The organism is Bradyrhizobium erythrophlei (assembly GCF_900142985.1).
GTDB classification, from domain to species: domain Bacteria; phylum Pseudomonadota; class Alphaproteobacteria; order Rhizobiales; family Xanthobacteraceae; genus Bradyrhizobium; species Bradyrhizobium erythrophlei_B.
The window spans coordinates 4,071,291-4,086,505 of sequence record NZ_LT670849.1; the positions used below are offsets into that span (position 1 = coordinate 4,071,291).

The 15,215-nt window shown below is 63.7% G+C and carries 13 protein-coding genes and 1 pseudogene; 5 read left to right on the top strand and 9 right to left on the bottom strand.

All coding sequences use genetic code 11. The features are described 5' to 3' along the window. Nucleotides 1-79 precede the first annotated feature (79 nt). A complete protein-coding gene (locus BUA38_RS19015; RefSeq protein WP_083587650.1) occupies nucleotides 80-1,657 on the top strand; it encodes a glycosyltransferase family 39 protein in 1,578 nt (525 codons plus the stop codon). A gap of 12 nt (nucleotides 1,658-1,669) precedes the next feature. On the opposite strand, the gene BUA38_RS19020 is transcribed toward BUA38_RS19015, so the two are convergent. Next, on the bottom strand, nucleotides 1,670-2,698 hold the full coding sequence (locus BUA38_RS19020) for a YcjF family protein (RefSeq protein ID WP_072820146.1): 1,029 nt from the start codon (nucleotides 2,696-2,698) through the stop codon (nucleotides 1,670-1,672). Continuing rightward, entirely contained in the window at nucleotides 2,695-4,164 is a 1,470-nt protein-coding gene (locus BUA38_RS19025; protein ID WP_072820148.1) for a YcjX family protein, read from the bottom strand. The genes BUA38_RS19020 and BUA38_RS19025 overlap by 4 nt, the downstream gene beginning before the upstream one ends. A 233-nt stretch (nucleotides 4,165-4,397) precedes the next feature. On the opposite strand from BUA38_RS19025, the gene trhA reads away from it, so the two are divergent. After that, nucleotides 4,398-5,093: a PAQR family membrane homeostasis protein TrhA gene (gene trhA / locus BUA38_RS19030; protein WP_072820150.1), complete on the top strand. Its 696-nt coding sequence runs from the start codon at nucleotides 4,398-4,400 to the stop codon at nucleotides 5,091-5,093. Nucleotides 5,094-5,121: 28 nt separating this feature from the next. Continuing rightward, a pseudogene (locus tag BUA38_RS19035) lies at nucleotides 5,122-5,916 on the top strand (SDR family oxidoreductase). Nucleotides 5,917-5,954: 38 nt separating this feature from the next. Here the strand turns inward: BUA38_RS19035 and BUA38_RS19040 are convergent. Next, entirely contained in the window at nucleotides 5,955-6,431 is a 477-nt protein-coding gene (locus BUA38_RS19040; RefSeq protein WP_072820151.1) for a MarR family winged helix-turn-helix transcriptional regulator, read from the bottom strand. 98 nt (nucleotides 6,432-6,529) lie between these two features. Between BUA38_RS19040 and BUA38_RS19045 the strand changes: the two genes are divergently transcribed. Then, nucleotides 6,530-7,330 (top strand): SDR family NAD(P)-dependent oxidoreductase, encoded by an 801-nt coding sequence (locus tag BUA38_RS19045; RefSeq protein WP_072820153.1) that lies wholly within the window; start codon nucleotides 6,530-6,532, stop codon nucleotides 7,328-7,330. A gap of 11 nt (nucleotides 7,331-7,341) precedes the next feature. Here BUA38_RS19045 and mdlC read toward each other — a convergent pair whose 3' ends face one another. From mdlC to BUA38_RS19075, 6 genes are read right to left on the bottom strand one after another with little or no spacing between them, the layout of a single operon-like run. Further along, nucleotides 7,342-8,943 carry a benzoylformate decarboxylase gene (mdlC, locus tag BUA38_RS19050; RefSeq protein ID WP_072820155.1) on the bottom strand — a complete coding sequence of 534 codons (1,602 nt, stop codon included), beginning with the start codon at nucleotides 8,941-8,943 and terminating at the stop codon, nucleotides 7,342-7,344. Next, nucleotides 8,937-9,782 carry an FAS1-like dehydratase domain-containing protein gene (locus BUA38_RS19055; protein ID WP_072820156.1) on the bottom strand — a complete coding sequence of 282 codons (846 nt, stop codon included), beginning with the start codon at nucleotides 9,780-9,782 and terminating at the stop codon, nucleotides 8,937-8,939. Before BUA38_RS19055 ends, mdlC begins: the two co-directional genes overlap by 7 nt. Further along, nucleotides 9,779-10,903 (bottom strand): CaiB/BaiF CoA transferase family protein, encoded by a 1,125-nt coding sequence (locus BUA38_RS19060; RefSeq protein WP_072820158.1) that lies wholly within the window; start codon nucleotides 10,901-10,903, stop codon nucleotides 9,779-9,781. Before BUA38_RS19060 ends, BUA38_RS19055 begins: the two co-directional genes overlap by 4 nt. A 9-nt stretch (nucleotides 10,904-10,912) precedes the next feature. Continuing rightward, the gene (locus BUA38_RS19065; RefSeq protein WP_072820160.1) at nucleotides 10,913-12,082 is read right to left on the bottom strand and encodes an acyl-CoA dehydrogenase family protein; all 1,170 of its coding nucleotides are present in this window, start codon (nucleotides 12,080-12,082) and stop codon (nucleotides 10,913-10,915) included. Continuing rightward, entirely contained in the window at nucleotides 12,079-12,516 is a 438-nt protein-coding gene (locus tag BUA38_RS19070) for a PaaI family thioesterase (RefSeq protein ID WP_072820162.1), read from the bottom strand. The genes BUA38_RS19065 and BUA38_RS19070 overlap by 4 nt, the downstream gene beginning before the upstream one ends. Beyond that, entirely contained in the window at nucleotides 12,513-13,787 is a 1,275-nt protein-coding gene (locus tag BUA38_RS19075) for a cytochrome P450 (protein WP_072820164.1), read from the bottom strand. The genes BUA38_RS19070 and BUA38_RS19075 overlap by 4 nt, the downstream gene beginning before the upstream one ends. A 213-nt stretch (nucleotides 13,788-14,000) precedes the next feature. On the opposite strand from BUA38_RS19075, the gene BUA38_RS19080 reads away from it, so the two are divergent. Then, nucleotides 14,001-15,173, top strand: coding sequence for an isovaleryl-CoA dehydrogenase (locus BUA38_RS19080; RefSeq protein ID WP_072820166.1), 1,173 nt, complete (start codon nucleotides 14,001-14,003; stop codon nucleotides 15,171-15,173). Nucleotides 15,174-15,215 lie beyond the last annotated feature (42 nt).

The following is a 15,215-nucleotide window of genomic DNA, read 5'->3' on the forward strand; positions in this document are numbered from 1 at the left end:
CGAGTGGCCGTCCTCGTGAATTTGGCTACTGCCGGGCCGTTGACACCTCAGGCCCAGTCGGGGAGAAAGCGCCGTGACCATGGCGCCCCACGATAGTTTTCGCGACAAAGCGGCAAATCGCGACGTTCGGTTATGGCTCGGCGTCATCGTGCTGATCGCGGCGATGACGGTCATGCGCGGCCTCTATGCGGGCCTGCTCGATCTGCGGACGGACGAGGCCTATTACTGGACCTGGTCCAGGGAAAGCGTGCTGTCCTTCCTCGACCATCCGCCGATGGTAGCGTGGTTCGTGCGCCTCGGCACCGCGATCTTCGGCGACACCAGTTTCGGTGCGCGGTTTGCCGGCCTGCTGGCGATGCTGGCCACGCAAATTCTGCTGGCCGATATGGTCTGGCGCGTCACGCGCGACGCCCGCGCGGTTGTCACCGCCGTGCTGATGATGGAGGCCTCGCTCTATTTCGGCCTGCTGATGACCAAGATCTCGCCCGACGTCCCGCAGGTTCTGTTCGTCACGGCGATGGTGTGGGCGTTGGTCCGGCTTGCCGTGAGCGGCGACGGGCGGTGGTGGCTTGCGGCCGGCGCTTTCGCGGGGCTGGCGGCGCTGTCGAAGTTCACGATTGCGCTTCTGATCCCGGCGGTGCTCGTATTCGCGCTTGCGCCGCGCTGGCGCGGCCAGTGGCTGCGCAGTCCCTATCCCTACGCCGCCGCCGTGATTGCGCTGCTGCTGTTCATGCCGGTCGTGGTCTGGAACGTGCAGCACGACTGGGCCTCGTTCCGTTTCCAGGCGGTGCGGGCGACCTCGGCGACGTCGGAACACACTTGGTCGTTTCGCACCTTCGGCGAATTCATCGGGTTGCAATTCGGCCTTGTCGGCTTTGTGCTGCTGCCCGTGGTGCTGACCGGGGTCGGCCTGACGGCGCGGCGCGGATTTCGACGCGGGGATGCGATCGCCATGCTGCTGTCGACGGCGGTGATCGTTCCCTTATCCTACTTCCTCTGGAAATCGTTCTCCTTGCGCATCGGCGATACCTGGCCGACGCTGATCTGGCCGCTTGGGTTTGCCGCGGCCGCCATCAATCTTGTGACGCTGCGGCAAGAGGGATGGAGCGCCTCGTTCGTCGCGATGTCATTCCGCTGGGCCAGGATCGCCATCGTTTCCGGCATCGCCTTTGTCGTCGTTGTCTGCGTCTATTATCTCGCGCTGCCCTATAATTTCATCGGCCGCACCGATCCGGTCGGCGGCGAGGCCGGCTACGAGGCGGTCGTTGCCCGGGTCGAGGCCGAACTGCAAAAGACCGGCGCGACCTGGATCGCGACGACGGACTATCGCACCTGCGCGATGCTGCGCTGGTTCTTCAAAACCAGAGTGCCGGTGGTGCAGATCAACGAGCGCGGGCGATATCAGGGTTTTCGCGCGCCTGACATAAGTCTGATCGCGGGCCATGTCGGCCTCTATGTCGGGCGCGAACCTGAAAACAACCCGGCGATTGCGTTATGGGCGTCGGTGCCGGCCAAACGCGAGCCGCTCGAAAGCGTCGATCGCGTCTGGCGTGGCGTGGTGATGGATACTTATGCGATCGAAAAGTTCACCGGCTGGACGCCGGACCTGTCGCCGCCGCGGGACTCGCCGCTGTTCGGCTGGCGCTGGCTGGCCTAGACCAGCGTAGACTCACTTCTCGCCGTCGCGCTGGCGCAACAGGTCCTTGGCGAGATCGGTCAGCGACGGACGCGGCAACGCCGTAAACGGCAGCGGCCTGGTGAGGTCGATCGCCGCCAGTCCGAGCCGCGCCGTCAGCAGCCCGTTGAGGAAGCCTTCGCCGAGCCGCTGCGACAATTTGGCCGTCAGGCCGTGACCGAGGATCTGCTGGATCACGCTGTCGCTCGCGGCCATGCCGCCGGTGATCGCCAGATGCGCCAGCACATGGCGGATCAACTTGATCATGCCGAGCGTGCCGGGCCGGCCGCCATAGAGCAAAGCGAGCTGCCGGATCAGGCGGAGCGAGGCCGCAAACACGAAGGCGACGTCGAACAGCGCGCGCGGGCTGATCGCGGTGACGAGCGAGACACGCTGGGCGGCGGCGGAAATCAGCATCCGCGCTTCCTGGTCGAGCGGGCTCATCAATTCGCGTTCGGCCAGCCGAATCATGTCGGCGCCGTCGATGATGTCGCCTGAGTGGTGGGTCAGTGTGGCGCGGGCGCGCGCCAGGTGCGGATTGGCATGCGCGATCTTCAGGAGGTCGCGCAGCACGTTGCGGCTTTCGTTGCGATCGTCGCTCACGATAACCGCGGCCGCGCGCCGGTGCAGTTCTTCGATCGTCGATAGCCGCATCAGGCAGATCGCCTCGCGCGCGGCGATCACCAGCAGCGAAAGCGTGGCCACCAACGTCAGCGCCAGGCCGAGGAAGCCGAGGCTGTCGCTGCGCGCAAACAGGTCCTCGATCAGGTGCGCCACACCGAGGCCGGCCCCGAGCAGCACCAGCCCGCCAACGGCACCCCAGAACAGCGTGCCCCAGCGAAAACGCCGCTCGGCCGGCAAAATCGTTGGCTCGATCGCAACCGGCAACTGCGGCGCATCGTCTTCCGGGGTGACGTGAATGGTGCCGCGCGCCGGATGGCCTTGCTCGCTCGCATCGGTCACGACCACCTTGGCATCGTCGAGCTTGAAGGTCGCGGGCCTGCGATAGGAACGCTCGCTCATTGCAGTCGGTCTCCAATCAGGAACTGCATCGCCCGGTCGAGGCGGATGTGAGGCAGCGCCGGACCATTCTCGCCCTCTTGCGCAAGAGGCGGGGGGCGGAAGCGCAGGAAGCGGAAGTCGGTCCCATCGTCCTGGCCGCCGGCAAGGCCGCGAAACGCGTTTTCACCCGCGAACAAAGCTTGCGGGTCGTCGGGCAGCTCGCCTGGAAAGGTCGCTACTTCCGTGTTGCCGTCGAACACCTCGCCGTCCGCTTTCTCGCCTGACATCGGCGTTCCCAGGATCGACGGCAGCGTTTCGCGCCCGCGTGTCACTTGCGCCTCACGTGTGGCGCGGACCGCGGCCAGCGCCACCACGTCGATGGTAGCGCCAGTGTCTTCGGCGCGAGCCGCCGCGCGCGTGACGGCGCGCCGCAGCACCGCTTCCAGGCGATCATGACTCGAATGATGCAAGTGATCGGCTTTGGTCGCGGCAAACAGGATGCGATCGATCTTCGGGCGAAACAGCGCATTGAGGAACGTGCCGCGGCCGACCCGGAAGCAATCGAGGATGCCGGCGAGCGCCGCCTCGAGATCGAACAGCGCGCTTGGACCCGAGTTGAACGCAGCCAGCGCATCGACCAGGACCACTTGGCGGTCGAGCCGCGCGAAATGGTCGCGGAAGAACGGCCGCACCACGACGTCCTTGTAGGACCGATAGCGCCGCCGCATCATCGCCCACAGCGATCCCTCTGGCGCGGTGCCGTCTTCCGGCACATCCAGCGGTGCAAAGGTCAGCGCCGGCGAACCCGCGAGGCTGCCGGGCATCAGGAAACGGCCCGGCGGCAACAGGCTCATGGCGAAGCGCTCGTCGCGGCAGGCGCGCAGGTACTCGGTGAACAGCCGCGCCGAGGCGAGCGCCGCCTGCTCGTCTGCCGGCGCCTCGGCCTTGAGGCCCGAGAGGTACGCATGCCAGGCGGAGGCAAGCGGCGCGCGGGCCCCGCCACGCGACAACGCCAGGCTCTCGCGTGACCACTGTTCGTAGGATTTGTTGAGCAACGGCAGATCGAGCAGCCATTCGCCGGGGTAGTCGACAATGTCCAGCGTGAGCGTGCGTTCCGCGCCGTTCTGTCGCTGATAGTCGATCACGAGCCGCAACTCGCTGATGTCCACCGTTGAGTTCGGCCAGGCGCGCTGGTCGATGAGGGTGTGGACGTGGCGCTCGTAGTCAAAGCGCGGCACCGCGTCGTCCGGCTGCGGCTCGAGCCGGGCACGCGCGATCCGGCCTGTGGCGAGCGGCTCGAACACGGGAAAACGCCCGCCGCGGGTGAGGCCGTGGATCAAGGCCGTGATGAACACCGTCTTGCCGGCCCGTGAAAGTCCGGTGATTCCGAGCCGCAGCGTGGGATTGAAGAGGCCTTCGCTGAAATCCATCAGCGCGCGCGCCGAAATGCGCGCCTCTTCCACCATGTCGGAAAAATCAAAGGCCATGTGCCAGGAGTTTGCGGCCAGGTGAGTAGCGAATGTCAATCCACTCCACCAAACGGGGGAAATCCGGGTCTTTTGAGCGGTAAATTTGGTAAACCAATCACAAAGGTGGCAATTGGCCCGCCAAAATCAAGTTTTCACATTTACGACGCGATTTTTGCCTTACTGTTTAGGGGATCGTTGAGGCCCCAAAGTTATTATCTGTTTCAGCGTGAAGAAGTGTAGTACCGGCCCATATGTCCGTCTTCAGACTGAAGCAGTTCGCCTCCCATTCGGCCCATGCGGCCGCTGATGCGATTCGCTGGAATTACGACCGCGCCGAGCTGATCGCCGACGGCATCGTTCACGGCATTGGCGTGTTCAGTGCGATTATTGCCGTCACCGTGCTGATCGTGCTCGCGGCCGTGTTCGCCTCGGCCTATGAGATCGTCACCGTGTCGGTCTATGCCGCGGGCTTGCTCGCGATGCTCGGATTTTCCGCCGCCTATAACCTCTGGCCGGTCTCGCGCCGCAAATGGATCCTGCGCCGCTTCGATCACTCGGCGATCTACGTGTTGATTGCGGCGACCTATACGCCGATCTTTGCCCAGTTGCAGGACCGCGCGTTCGCGATGTCGCTGCTCGCTGGCGTCTGGGGCGTGGCGGCGGTCGGCATCGCGGTGAAACTGCTGTTCCCCGGACGGTTCGACCGGCTCTCGGTCGGGCTCTATCTGGCCATGGGCTGGAGCGGCCTGATCGCCTATGACGCCGGCCTTTCCTCGCTGCCAAGTGTGGCGTTGTGGTTCATTATCGCCGGTGGCCTGCTTTACAGTTTCGGGGTAATCTTCCACGCATGGCAACGGCTGCGGTTCCAGAACGTGATCTGGCATTCGTTCGTGCTGCTCGGCGCGGCGTGCCACTATACGGCCGTGCTCGACCTCGTTCTGACGTAAGTCCGATTCCAACACTTAAGGTTCTGCGATGCAGGTGAGCGGCAAAATCGTCGTCGTCACCGGCGGCGCCAATGGCATCGGACGGGCCTTGTGCGAGGCCTTTCACGGCGCCGGTGCGGCCAAGGTGATCGTGGCCGATCTGGATGTCGCTGCCGCTCGGACGGTGGCAGCGTCGATCGATGGCGCGGCGTTCAAATGCGACGTCGCGCAGGAAAAGGATGTCCGTCACGTCATCGAGGAGACCGAGCGGTTGTTCGGACCGATCGCGCTGTTCTGCTCGAATGCCGGCATCTTTGCCGGCATCGATCCCTTGTCGGCGAATGCCGGCGGCAGCTCGGATGAACCGTTTTCGCGAAGCTAGGCCGTTCACGTCATGGCGCATATCTATGCGGCGCGGCATCTCGTCCCGCGCTTCAAGGCGCGCGGCGGCGGTTACTTCCTCAATACGATTTCCGCCGCGGGACTTTTGTCGCAGGTCGGCAGCGCGGCCTATTCCACCACCAAGCATGCCGCCGTCGGCTTTGCGGAGAACCTCGCGATTTCCCACAAGGCCCACGGCATCAAGGTCTCGATCCTGTGCCCGCAGGGCGTCGATACCGAGATGCTCCGTACGCTCCCGAAGGGGCCGCAATCCGGCGACGGCAATCTGCCGCCGGCGCAGGTGGCGAAAGATGTGCTGGAAGGCATCGAGCGGGAGACGTTTCTGATTCTGCCGCATCCGCAGGTGCTTACCTACATGCGCAACAAGACCGAGAATTACGACCGCTGGATTGGCGGCATGGCGAAGATCCAGGCCAAGCTGCGGGAAGAGCACGGCGGGTGACTGCTTAGCCTTTCCCGCAAGGGGAGGGATCAAGGGCGTCACTCATCCAGCGCCGGCGCGGCCTCACGGCCTGTCTGCCGGTCCGCTTTTAGGGCAGCTGCATACAGCCTCAAGCCTTCGCACACCGTTCGCTGCTCGGATTTGCTCAAATGCCCGAGCGCGCCCGTCACCTGGCGCCTGCCGAAATCGTGAAGCGTAGCCAGCGTGCGCCGCCCTTTCGCCGTGAGCGACAGCGGCTTGCTGCGCGCATCGATCGGGTCCGTCGTCTCCTTGAGTTCGCCGGCCTCGATCAGCTTGTGAACCATGCGGCTGACGCTCGATTTCTCCAGATGCAGGAATTCCGCGAGTTGCATCGCGGTCATCGGGCCGCGCAAGCCAATCTCGAGGACGGTGTGGACCGCCGACGGTGGATAGTCGGTGGCTGCGACCGTCGCCTCCATGAAGCCGAGTTCGCGCACCATCTGCCGGGAGGCCGAACGAATGCCGTCGATGAGGGCAATGTCGAGGTCAGGCATCTTGACTCCTCAGATAGTTGTATAATACAACTATCTGAGATGAGTGACAAGGCCCCGGACAAACCGGACCGGCCTTCTGTCGCGATCGGTTGGGCGTCATGAGTGAAATGTTGCCAAGCGGAGTTTGTCCGCAGACCAAGCTCTCGGGTCGCATGCTGGGAAAGGTCTGCCTGGTCACGGGAGGCGGCAGCGGTATCGGCCGCGCCTCCGCGCTTCTGATGGCGGAGGAGGGGGCTGCCGCCGTGCTGATTGCCGGCCGGCGGCAATCCGAGATCGAAGCCGCGGCGCGAGCCTGCGAGGATCTCGGCGCAGAGGCGTGCGCAATCAGAACCGACGTCACGCGCGAGGAAGAAGTCGAGCGCCTCATCGCGACAGCGATCGCGCGCTTTGGCAGGCTGGATGCCGTCTTCAACGATGCGGGCTTTCAGGAAAGACGCGCTCCTCTGGAAGCACAGGACAGCGCCGTCTACGATACGGTATTCGATACCAACGTGCGGGGCGTATTTCTTTGCCTGCGGCATCAGCTGCCGGTGATGTTCGCGCAAGGTTCGGGCAGGATCGTCATCAATGCCTCGGTGAGCGGTGTCCGCAATCCAAATCCGGGCCTGTCGCTTTATTCCGCTTCCAAGGCTGCGGTGCTGTCGCTGGTCCGTTCGGCTGCGATGGAAGCTGCATCGCGCGGCGTCTCCATCAACGCGGTCGCGCCGGGCCGCGTCATCACCGATATGATGCTGCGCTCGGGCGTCGGTGATATGGCAAGTGTTGCGGCCGGCTTGCCGCTGAGGCGTATGGGCAAGGCGGAGGAGGTGGCCGAGGCTGTGGTCTGGCTGCTCTCAGACGCGTCGTCTTACGTGGTAGGTCACATTCTTGCGGCCGATGGCGGCTTCCTGGCCTCCTGAGGCCGCGCTAGCTACGCCTTGCGCTCGTACAGCACCGGCACCGTGGAATCGACCATCACCTCGACGACGCTCGTGCCGTCGTGCGACAGCGCGCGCTTGAGCGCACCCGCCAATTCGGATGACCTGGTCACCCGCGTCGCGTCGCAGCCTAAACCTTCCGCGATCTTCACGAAGTCGATGCCGGGCAGGTTGAGGCCGGGCACATCGCGCACCTGCATCACCTGGCTGAAGGAACGCATTGCGCCGTAGCCTTCGTTATTGATGACGACGACCGTCAAAGGCAGATTCCGCTGCGCGGCCGTCCACAGCGCCTGGATCGAATACATCGCCGAGCCATCGCCGACGAGGCAGACGGTGCGGATGTCGGGGCGGCCGAGTGCGATGCCGACGGAGGCCGGCAGGCTGTGACCGAGCCCGCCGCTGGCCATGGTGTAAAAGCTGTCCGCGCCCCGCATCGGCATGAATTTCTGCATCGCCGGACGGTGCGAAGGCGCTTCTTCCACCAGCACGGCGCCATCCGGCATCGCAACGCCAAGGCTGTGCAGCAGAAATTCTGCCGGAATCGGATCGGCGGCCTGCGGGGCGGCCGGCAGCACGCGGCCCTTGGGCAGCGTGCGTTTGGTCGCAGGCGTTAGTTCGATCAACGCCGCGAGCGCGGGCTTCATGGTGGCGACGATGCTGGCGCCACTTGGTGTCACGGACGCGGCCTCGGGGTCATCGGTGATCTGGAACAGCGTGGTTGCGCCATCGAAGATCGCGGCATGGCCTTCGACATGAAAGGTGAAAACCGGCGCGCCGATCACGACGACGAGGTCATAGGCGCGCAACGCCTCCGAAATCTGGCCGGGCGAGGCGTGCAGAAAGCCGGCAAATTGCGGGTGGCGTTCCGGGAAGCTGCACCGCGCCGAGAAAGGACTGACCCAGACGGCGGCGCGGGTCTTTTCCGCGAGCCGCACCATCAGCTCGACGGCCTGCGCGCGGTCGATGCCCGGGCCGACGACGAAAGCCGGATGTTGGCTTGCCGCGAGCGCGTCCGCCAATCCCCTGATCGCATCACGGTCGGGGCTCAGTTCCCGCGTGACGCTGCGCGCCTCAATCGCTTGCGCCGGTTTGGTCCAGTCGTCGATCGGCACCGAAACGAAGGTCGGTCCGCAAGGCGGCTGCATCGCGGTGTAATAGGCGCGTGCAATCGCGGCCGGCACGTCCTCGGCCCGCGCCGGCTCGACCGCAAACTTCACATAGGGCCGCGGAAACTCGGATGCGCGTTCGGCAAACAGAAACGGCTGCAAGGGCAGGATCGAGCGCGCCTGCTGGCCGGCGGTGATCACGAGCGGGGTCTGGTTGCGAAAGGCCGTGAAGACGTTGCCGAGCGCATGTCCGACGCCGGCCGCCGAATGCAGATTGACGAAGCCGGCGTTGCGGGTGGCTTGCGCATAGCCGTCGGCCATGCCGATCACGGAAGCTTCCTGCAAACCTAGCACATAGTCGATGTCGCCGGGCCAGTCGCTCAGGAAGGGCAGCTCGGTCGAGCCGGGATTGCCGAAGACTTTTTTGATGCCGAACGCGCGCAACAGGTCGAAGGTCGCCTGCTTGACGGTGATCGTGCTCACCACGTCGCGGTGCCCTTCATGGTCGGCTGGCCTTCGGAATTGGCTGTCCAGGTTTCGAGGCCGGCTGCGGTCTCATTGGCATTGACGGAGAAATTGCCCTCGAACAATGGCTGCACGCCGCGATAGGAAAACTTCTTCGGCACCAGGCCGCGCAGTTTCGCGGCGAATTCGATCTGCAACGCCGCCTGCATCGGCCCGTGGAAGATCAACCCGGGATAGCCCTCGACCTTGGTGACGTAATCGCGGTCGTAGTGGATGCGATGACCATTGAAGGTCAGCGCCGAGTAGCGAAACAACAGCACCGGATCGGCGAAGTGCGTTTCACGGTGTTTTGCCGTCGGCGGCGGCCCGGCGGGTTTGGCGGGCGCGGACGATCCAGGGGTGACATCGCGATAGACAATGTCATGTCTTTCGCGGATCGCGATGCCACGCGGCGTCGTCAGTTCGTGGTCCACGGCGACGAAACACAGCTGCCCGGTCGAGCCGGATTTCAGGTTCACGTCCTTGATGCGCGAGGTGCGCGTGACCTCGTCGCCGACGCGCAGCGTATCGAAGAATTCAAGCTCGCCACCGGCCCACATCCGTCGCGGCAGGGGCACCGGCGGCAGGAAGCCGCCGCGCGCCGGATGGCCGTCGGGGCCTAGTTCGGAAGCCGGCACGACCGTCGGCGCCAGGCACCAATGCACGGTGAACGGCGCGGCATCGCCGGTCTTGGGTTCGCCCACGGTGAGGAACAGCGTGGCGCGCAGGCCCTTGACCAGTTGCGCGGTGACGATGTCGGTGGCTTCGGTGCTGCGGCCGATCCATTGCCGCAAATGGTCGAGGTCGGGCTTTTCGGTCATGACGCTTTCCGCGAAGATTTGCCGTGAGAGGCAGGCTGCTCGCCGATCGCGGGCACCGCGCCGTAATGACGCGGCTCGTCGACGAAGATCGCGGCCGGCGCGGGATAGCTCACGACTCCTTTAGGGGTTTCCACCTCGATCCGCCGCAGGTGCGGATGCTGCGCCAGGTCGTCCATGGTGTTGACCTCGGCAAAGGCGATGTCGGCCTCCGCAAGTCGCTTCAGCAGTTCGTCGCGCGTCATCGCGCCAAAACTGTTAGCCACGATGCCGTCGGTGAGGTGGCGGTTCTTGACGCGCTCGACCATGTTGGAAAAGCGCGGATCGTTCGGCAGGTCGGGTTGATCGAGCACCTTGGCGCAGAGTGTCTTCCACTCGCGCTCGCTCTGGATCGAAATCAGGATGTCCTTGCCGTCCCTGGAGCGGAACACGCCGTAGGGCGCGATCGAGGGATGGGCCAGCCCGATGCGCTTGGGCGGCTGGCCGGCTTCGGAATTCAAGAGCGGCACGGCGAGCCAGTCCGCCATCACGTCGAACATCGAGATGCGGATGTCGGCGCCCTTACCCGTCCGCGAGCGCGCAATCAATGCTTCGAGGATCGAGGCATGCGCGGTGGCGCCGGTTGCGATATCGACGATCGACAGCCCCACGCGCGAGGGGCCCTCCGGTCCGCCGGTGATCGAAGCAAGCCCGCTTTCGGCCTGGATCAAAAGATCATAGGCCTTGCGGTGCGCGTAGGGCCCTTCATCACCGTAACCGGTGATGGTGCAGGTGATCAGCGCCGGATAATCCTTCTTCAGCCGGTCCAGCGAGAAGCCGAGCTTGTCCATCGAGCCGGGTTTCAGATTTTGCAACAGCACGTCGGCGCCGGCGATGAGCCGCTCCAGTTCAGCGCGGCCCTCTTTGGTCGCGAGATCGACCACGGCCGAATCCTTGCCGCGGTTGAGCCAGACGAAATAGCTGCTTTGGCCCTTCGCAGCGGCGTCGTAGCCGCGGGCAAAGTCGCCCTCGGGACGTTCCACCTTGATGACATGGGCGCCGGCATCCGCCAGGCGTGACGAGCAGAAGGGCGCGGCGACGGCCTGTTCGACGGCGATGACGGTTATTCCCTCGAGCGGCAACATGTTTCGTTCTCAATAAGAGCGGGGCATGCCGAGAATATGCTCGGCGATATAGGACAAGACCAGATTGGTCGAGATCGGCGCCACCTGATAGAGCCGCGTCTCGCGGAACTTGCGCTCGACGTCGTACTCCTCGGCGAAGCCAAAGCCGCCATGGGTTTGCACGCAGGCATTCGCCGCTTCCCAGGAGGCATCTGCCGCCAGCATCTTCGCCATGTTGGCTTCCGCGCCGCAGTCAAGGCCGGCTTCGTATTTGCGAACCGCTTCCTTCACCATCAGTTCGGCGGCGCGCATCGCCGCATAGGCCTTGGCGATCGGAAACTGGACGCCTTGATTCTGGCCGATCGGGCGGCCGAACACCGCGCGATCCCTGGCATAGGTCGAAGCCTTCTCGATGAACCATTTGGCGTCGCCGATGCATTCGGACGCGATCAGGATGCGCTCGGTGTTCATGCCGGAGAGGATGTAGCGAAAACCTTTACCTTCCTCGCCGATCAGGTTTTCCGCCGGCACCTTCATGTCGGTGAAGAACACTTCGGTGGTCGAGTGATTCATCATGGTGCGGATCGGGCGGATCGTGAGCCCCGCCTTCTTGGCTTCCCGCATGTCGACGATGAACACCGAAAGTCCGTCGGTGCGCTTCTTCGCCTGCTCCTTCGGCGTGGTGCGCGCGAGCAGGATCATCAGGTCGGAATATTCGGCGCGGCTGGTCCAGATCTTCTGGCCGTTGACGATATAGCTGTCATTGCCCTCGCGCCGGGCGAAGGTCTTCAGCGAGGAGGTGTCGGTGCCGCTGGAAGGCTCCGTGACGCCAAACGCCTGCAGGCGCAATTCGCCGCTGGCGATCTTCGGTAGCCATTGCGCCTTCTGAGCGTCGCTGCCGTGCCGTAGCACCGTGCCCATGGTGTACATCTGGGCGTGGCAGGCGCCGGCGTTGCAGCCGTTCCTGTGAATCTCTTCCAGGATCGCGGTCGCGGCCGACAGCTTCAGCCCCGCGCCGCCATATTCCTCGGGGATCAGCACCGAGAGATAACCGGACTCGGTCAGCGCATCGACGAAGGCTTTCGGATAGGCCATCTCGCGATCGAGCTTGCGCCAGTATTCGCCGGGAAACTGCGCACACAGCTTGCCGACGGCGTCGCGGATGTCGGCATGTTCGTCGGGTTGATCGGTCGTTGTCATCGGAACTCGGTTGGAAGATCAAGGCCGCGCATGGTGGCGGTACAGAATGCGCAGAGGGTTTCGCTAATCCCGTCTTTGCTGAAGATTTCGACCGTTGCAACCCCGATCGAGCCCGACATTTTCAGGGTCTTGGCCCGGGCCACCAGCTCCGCACCGCGCGCGGGCTCCATGAAGTTGATCTTGAGCTCGACCGTGACCCCGATCCGTCCCTTCGGCAATTGCGAGGTGACCGCGATGCCGGCGGCCTGGTCGGCCAGCGCCGTGATCACGCCACCGTGGAAATGGCCGAAAAACTGCAAAAGATCGTCTCGGCGCGGCAGCGCCACTTCGGCATAGCCTGGCTGAACGGTGACGATGCGGAAACCGGCCGCCTTCGTGAAACCCTTGGCATTGACGGCTTCCGCGAGGCTTGGCGGGTTCAGCGCCTCGTTCATGAGGGTATGCGCACAGGTAGGGACTCGATACCCCGCACAAAGCTCGAATAAACCCGCTTCGGCTCGCCGACCACCTCGATGCGCTCGAACCGCTTCAGTATTTCCTGCCAGACGATCTTCAGTTGCAGTTCGGCCAACCGCATGCCGACGCAGCGGTGGATGCCGAAGCCGAACGACAGGTGGATCCGTGGCCGCGCGCGGTCGATGATGAACTCGTTGGGCCGTTCGATGACTTCCTCGTCGCGATTGCCGGAGACGTACCACATCACCACGCGGTCGCCCTTCTTGATCTTCTTGCCGCCGAGTTCAGTGTCAACGAGGGCGGTGCGCCGCATATGCGCAAGCGGCGTCTGCCAGCGGATCACTTCCGGCACCATGGTGTCGATCAATGCCGGATTTTCGCGAAGCTTGCGGTATTCGTCCGGGTTTTCGTTCAGCGCCAGCACCGAACCGCTCATGGTGTTGCGCGTGGTGTCGTTGCCGCCGACGATCAGGAGAATGATGTTCCCCATCAGGTTGTCGGGGTCCATGTAACGCGTGGCTTCGTTGTGGGCCATCATCGAGATCAGGTCGTTTCTTGGCTCGACGTTGACGCGTTCGTTCCATAGCTTTGAGAAATAGGCCGCACACTCGTCCATCTCGGCGCGGCGCTGCTCTTCGGAATCGACGATGCCGCCTTTCGGCAACGCGGTCGAGACGTCCGACCAGCGCGTCAGCTTGCGGCGTTCCTCGAACGGAAAGTCGAACAGCGTCGCCAGCATCTGCGTGGTCAGTTCGATCGAAACCAGATCGACGAAATTGAAGGTCTCGTTGCGCGGCAGCGAATCCAGCACGCGCCCGGTGCGCTCGCGGATCAGGATCGCGAGCTGATCCAGATGCGTCGGTGTGAACATCGGCGACACCGTCTTGCGCTGCGCCGAATGCCGCGGCTGGTCCATGGCGATGAAGCTCGGCCAGTCATAGCCGGGCGGAACGTCACGGATCGAAATGCCGCCCAGCGACACGTCCGAGGAGAAGATGCCGTGGTTGGTATCGACATGCATGATGTCGTTATATTTGGTGACCGACCAATAGGGCTCGATCGGCGACTTGGTGCAGTAATGCACCGGCTCTTCCTTGCGTAGCCGTTCGAAGTAGGGCCACAGCGTATCGCTGCGGAACAGTTGCGGCGCGCCGGGGTGAAAATCCGCCAGCGGCATGGCATAGGCGGCCTCGCGCGCGGCGCGCAACATTTCCTGCTTGTCGATTCCCGGCGATGTCTGGATGTTCATGGTCGCTCTTCCCTCGAACTGCCCCTGCCGTTGAATCGGAAGATGGTATGGTTTGACCGAATTACATCCCCTTGCACGGTTGAGGGCAAGAGAGAGTTTCGGTGAAGCCGTTGTAATCGCCGTGGCATGCCACGCGCGGCCCGTGACAAGGCGAAGCCGAGGGATTAAGGCATAGTTTAAAACAACGTCTGATTTCCCCGAAAGGCGCCCGCCATGATTCCGAATGCATACCGGACGTTTAATTTCGACCTCGGCGAGACCGCCGATGCGTTGCGCGAGACCGTGCACGATTTCTCGTCCAACGAAATTGCCCCGCGCGCCGCCGAGATCGACAAGACGAATCAGTTTCCGATGGATCTCTGGCCCAAACTCGGCGCTCTCGGCCTGCACGGCATTACGGTCGAGGAGGAATATGGCGGTTCCGGCCTCGGCTATCTCGAACATTGCGTGGCGATGGAGGAGATTTCGCGCGCATCCGCTGCGGTCGGCCTGTCCTACGGCGCGCATTCAAATCTCTGCGTCAATCAGCTCCGCCGCAACGGCACCGACGCGCAGAAGAAGAAATACCTGCCCGGGCTGATTTCCGGGGAGGATGTCGGGGCGCTGGCGATGTCGGAGCCCGGTTCCGGCTCGGATGTGGTGTCGATGGCGACCCGCGCCGAGAAGAAGGGCGATCGCTACGTGCTCAACGGTTCCAAGATGTGGATCACCAACGGCCCGGTCGCCGAGACGCTTGTGGTCTACGCGAAGACCGATCCGTCCGCCGGCCCGCGCGGCATCACGGCGTTCATCATCGAAAAGGGCATGAAGGGATTTTCCACCGCGCAGAAATTGGACAAGCTCGGCATGCGCGGTTCCGACACCGCCGAACTGGTGTTCGACAATTGCGAGGTGCCGGAAGAAAACGTGCTCGGCGAAGTCGGCCGCGGCGTCAACATCCTGATGTCGGGCCTTGATTACGAGCGTGCGGTGCTGGCGGCGGGTCCGCTTGGCATCATGCAGGCCTGCATGGACGTGGTGCTGCCCTACATTCACGAGCGCAAGCAGTTCGGTGAGCCGATCGGGAGCTTTCAATTGGTGCAGGGCAAGGTCGCCGACATGTACACGACGATGAACGCCTCGCGCGCCTACGTTTATGCGGTGGCGAAAGCCTGCGACCGCGGCGAGACCACGCGCGAGGACGCCGCTGGCGCCATTCTTTATGCCGCCGAAAAAGCGACACAATGCGCGCTCGACGCGATCCAGTTGCTCGGTGGCAACGGTTATATCAACGATTATCCGACGGGACGCTTGCTGCGCGACGCCAAGCTTTATGAAATCGGCGCCGGCACATCCGAAATCCGCCGCATGCTGATTGGCCGGGAATTGTTTGAGAAATCCGCATAATTCGTAACAAATCGATGACATCGCGCTCGCGTTGACATCAGC

Coding starts and splice junctions, on each gene's coding strand:
- BUA38_RS19015 (WP_083587650.1), top strand. CDS start 80: ATGGCGCCCCACGATAGTTTTCGCGACAAAGCGGCAAATCGCGACGTT.
- BUA38_RS19020 (WP_072820146.1), bottom strand. CDS start 2,698: ATGAGCGAGCGTTCCTATCGCAGGCCCGCGACCTTCAAGCTCGACGAT.
- BUA38_RS19025 (WP_072820148.1), bottom strand. CDS start 4,164: ATGGCCTTTGATTTTTCCGACATGGTGGAAGAGGCGCGCATTTCGGCG.
- trhA (WP_072820150.1), top strand. CDS start 4,398: ATGTCCGTCTTCAGACTGAAGCAGTTCGCCTCCCATTCGGCCCATGCG.
- BUA38_RS19040 (WP_072820151.1), bottom strand. CDS start 6,431: ATGCCTGACCTCGACATTGCCCTCATCGACGGCATTCGTTCGGCCTCC.
- BUA38_RS19045 (WP_072820153.1), top strand. CDS start 6,530: ATGAGTGAAATGTTGCCAAGCGGAGTTTGTCCGCAGACCAAGCTCTCG.
- BUA38_RS19055 (WP_072820156.1), bottom strand. CDS start 9,782: ATGACCGAAAAGCCCGACCTCGACCATTTGCGGCAATGGATCGGCCGC.
- BUA38_RS19060 (WP_072820158.1), bottom strand. CDS start 10,903: ATGTTGCCGCTCGAGGGAATAACCGTCATCGCCGTCGAACAGGCCGTC.
- BUA38_RS19065 (WP_072820160.1), bottom strand. CDS start 12,082: ATGACAACGACCGATCAACCCGACGAACATGCCGACATCCGCGACGCC.
- BUA38_RS19070 (WP_072820162.1), bottom strand. CDS start 12,516: ATGAACGAGGCGCTGAACCCGCCAAGCCTCGCGGAAGCCGTCAATGCC.
- BUA38_RS19075 (WP_072820164.1), bottom strand. CDS start 13,787: ATGAACATCCAGACATCGCCGGGAATCGACAAGCAGGAAATGTTGCGC.
- BUA38_RS19080 (WP_072820166.1), top strand. CDS start 14,001: ATGATTCCGAATGCATACCGGACGTTTAATTTCGACCTCGGCGAGACC.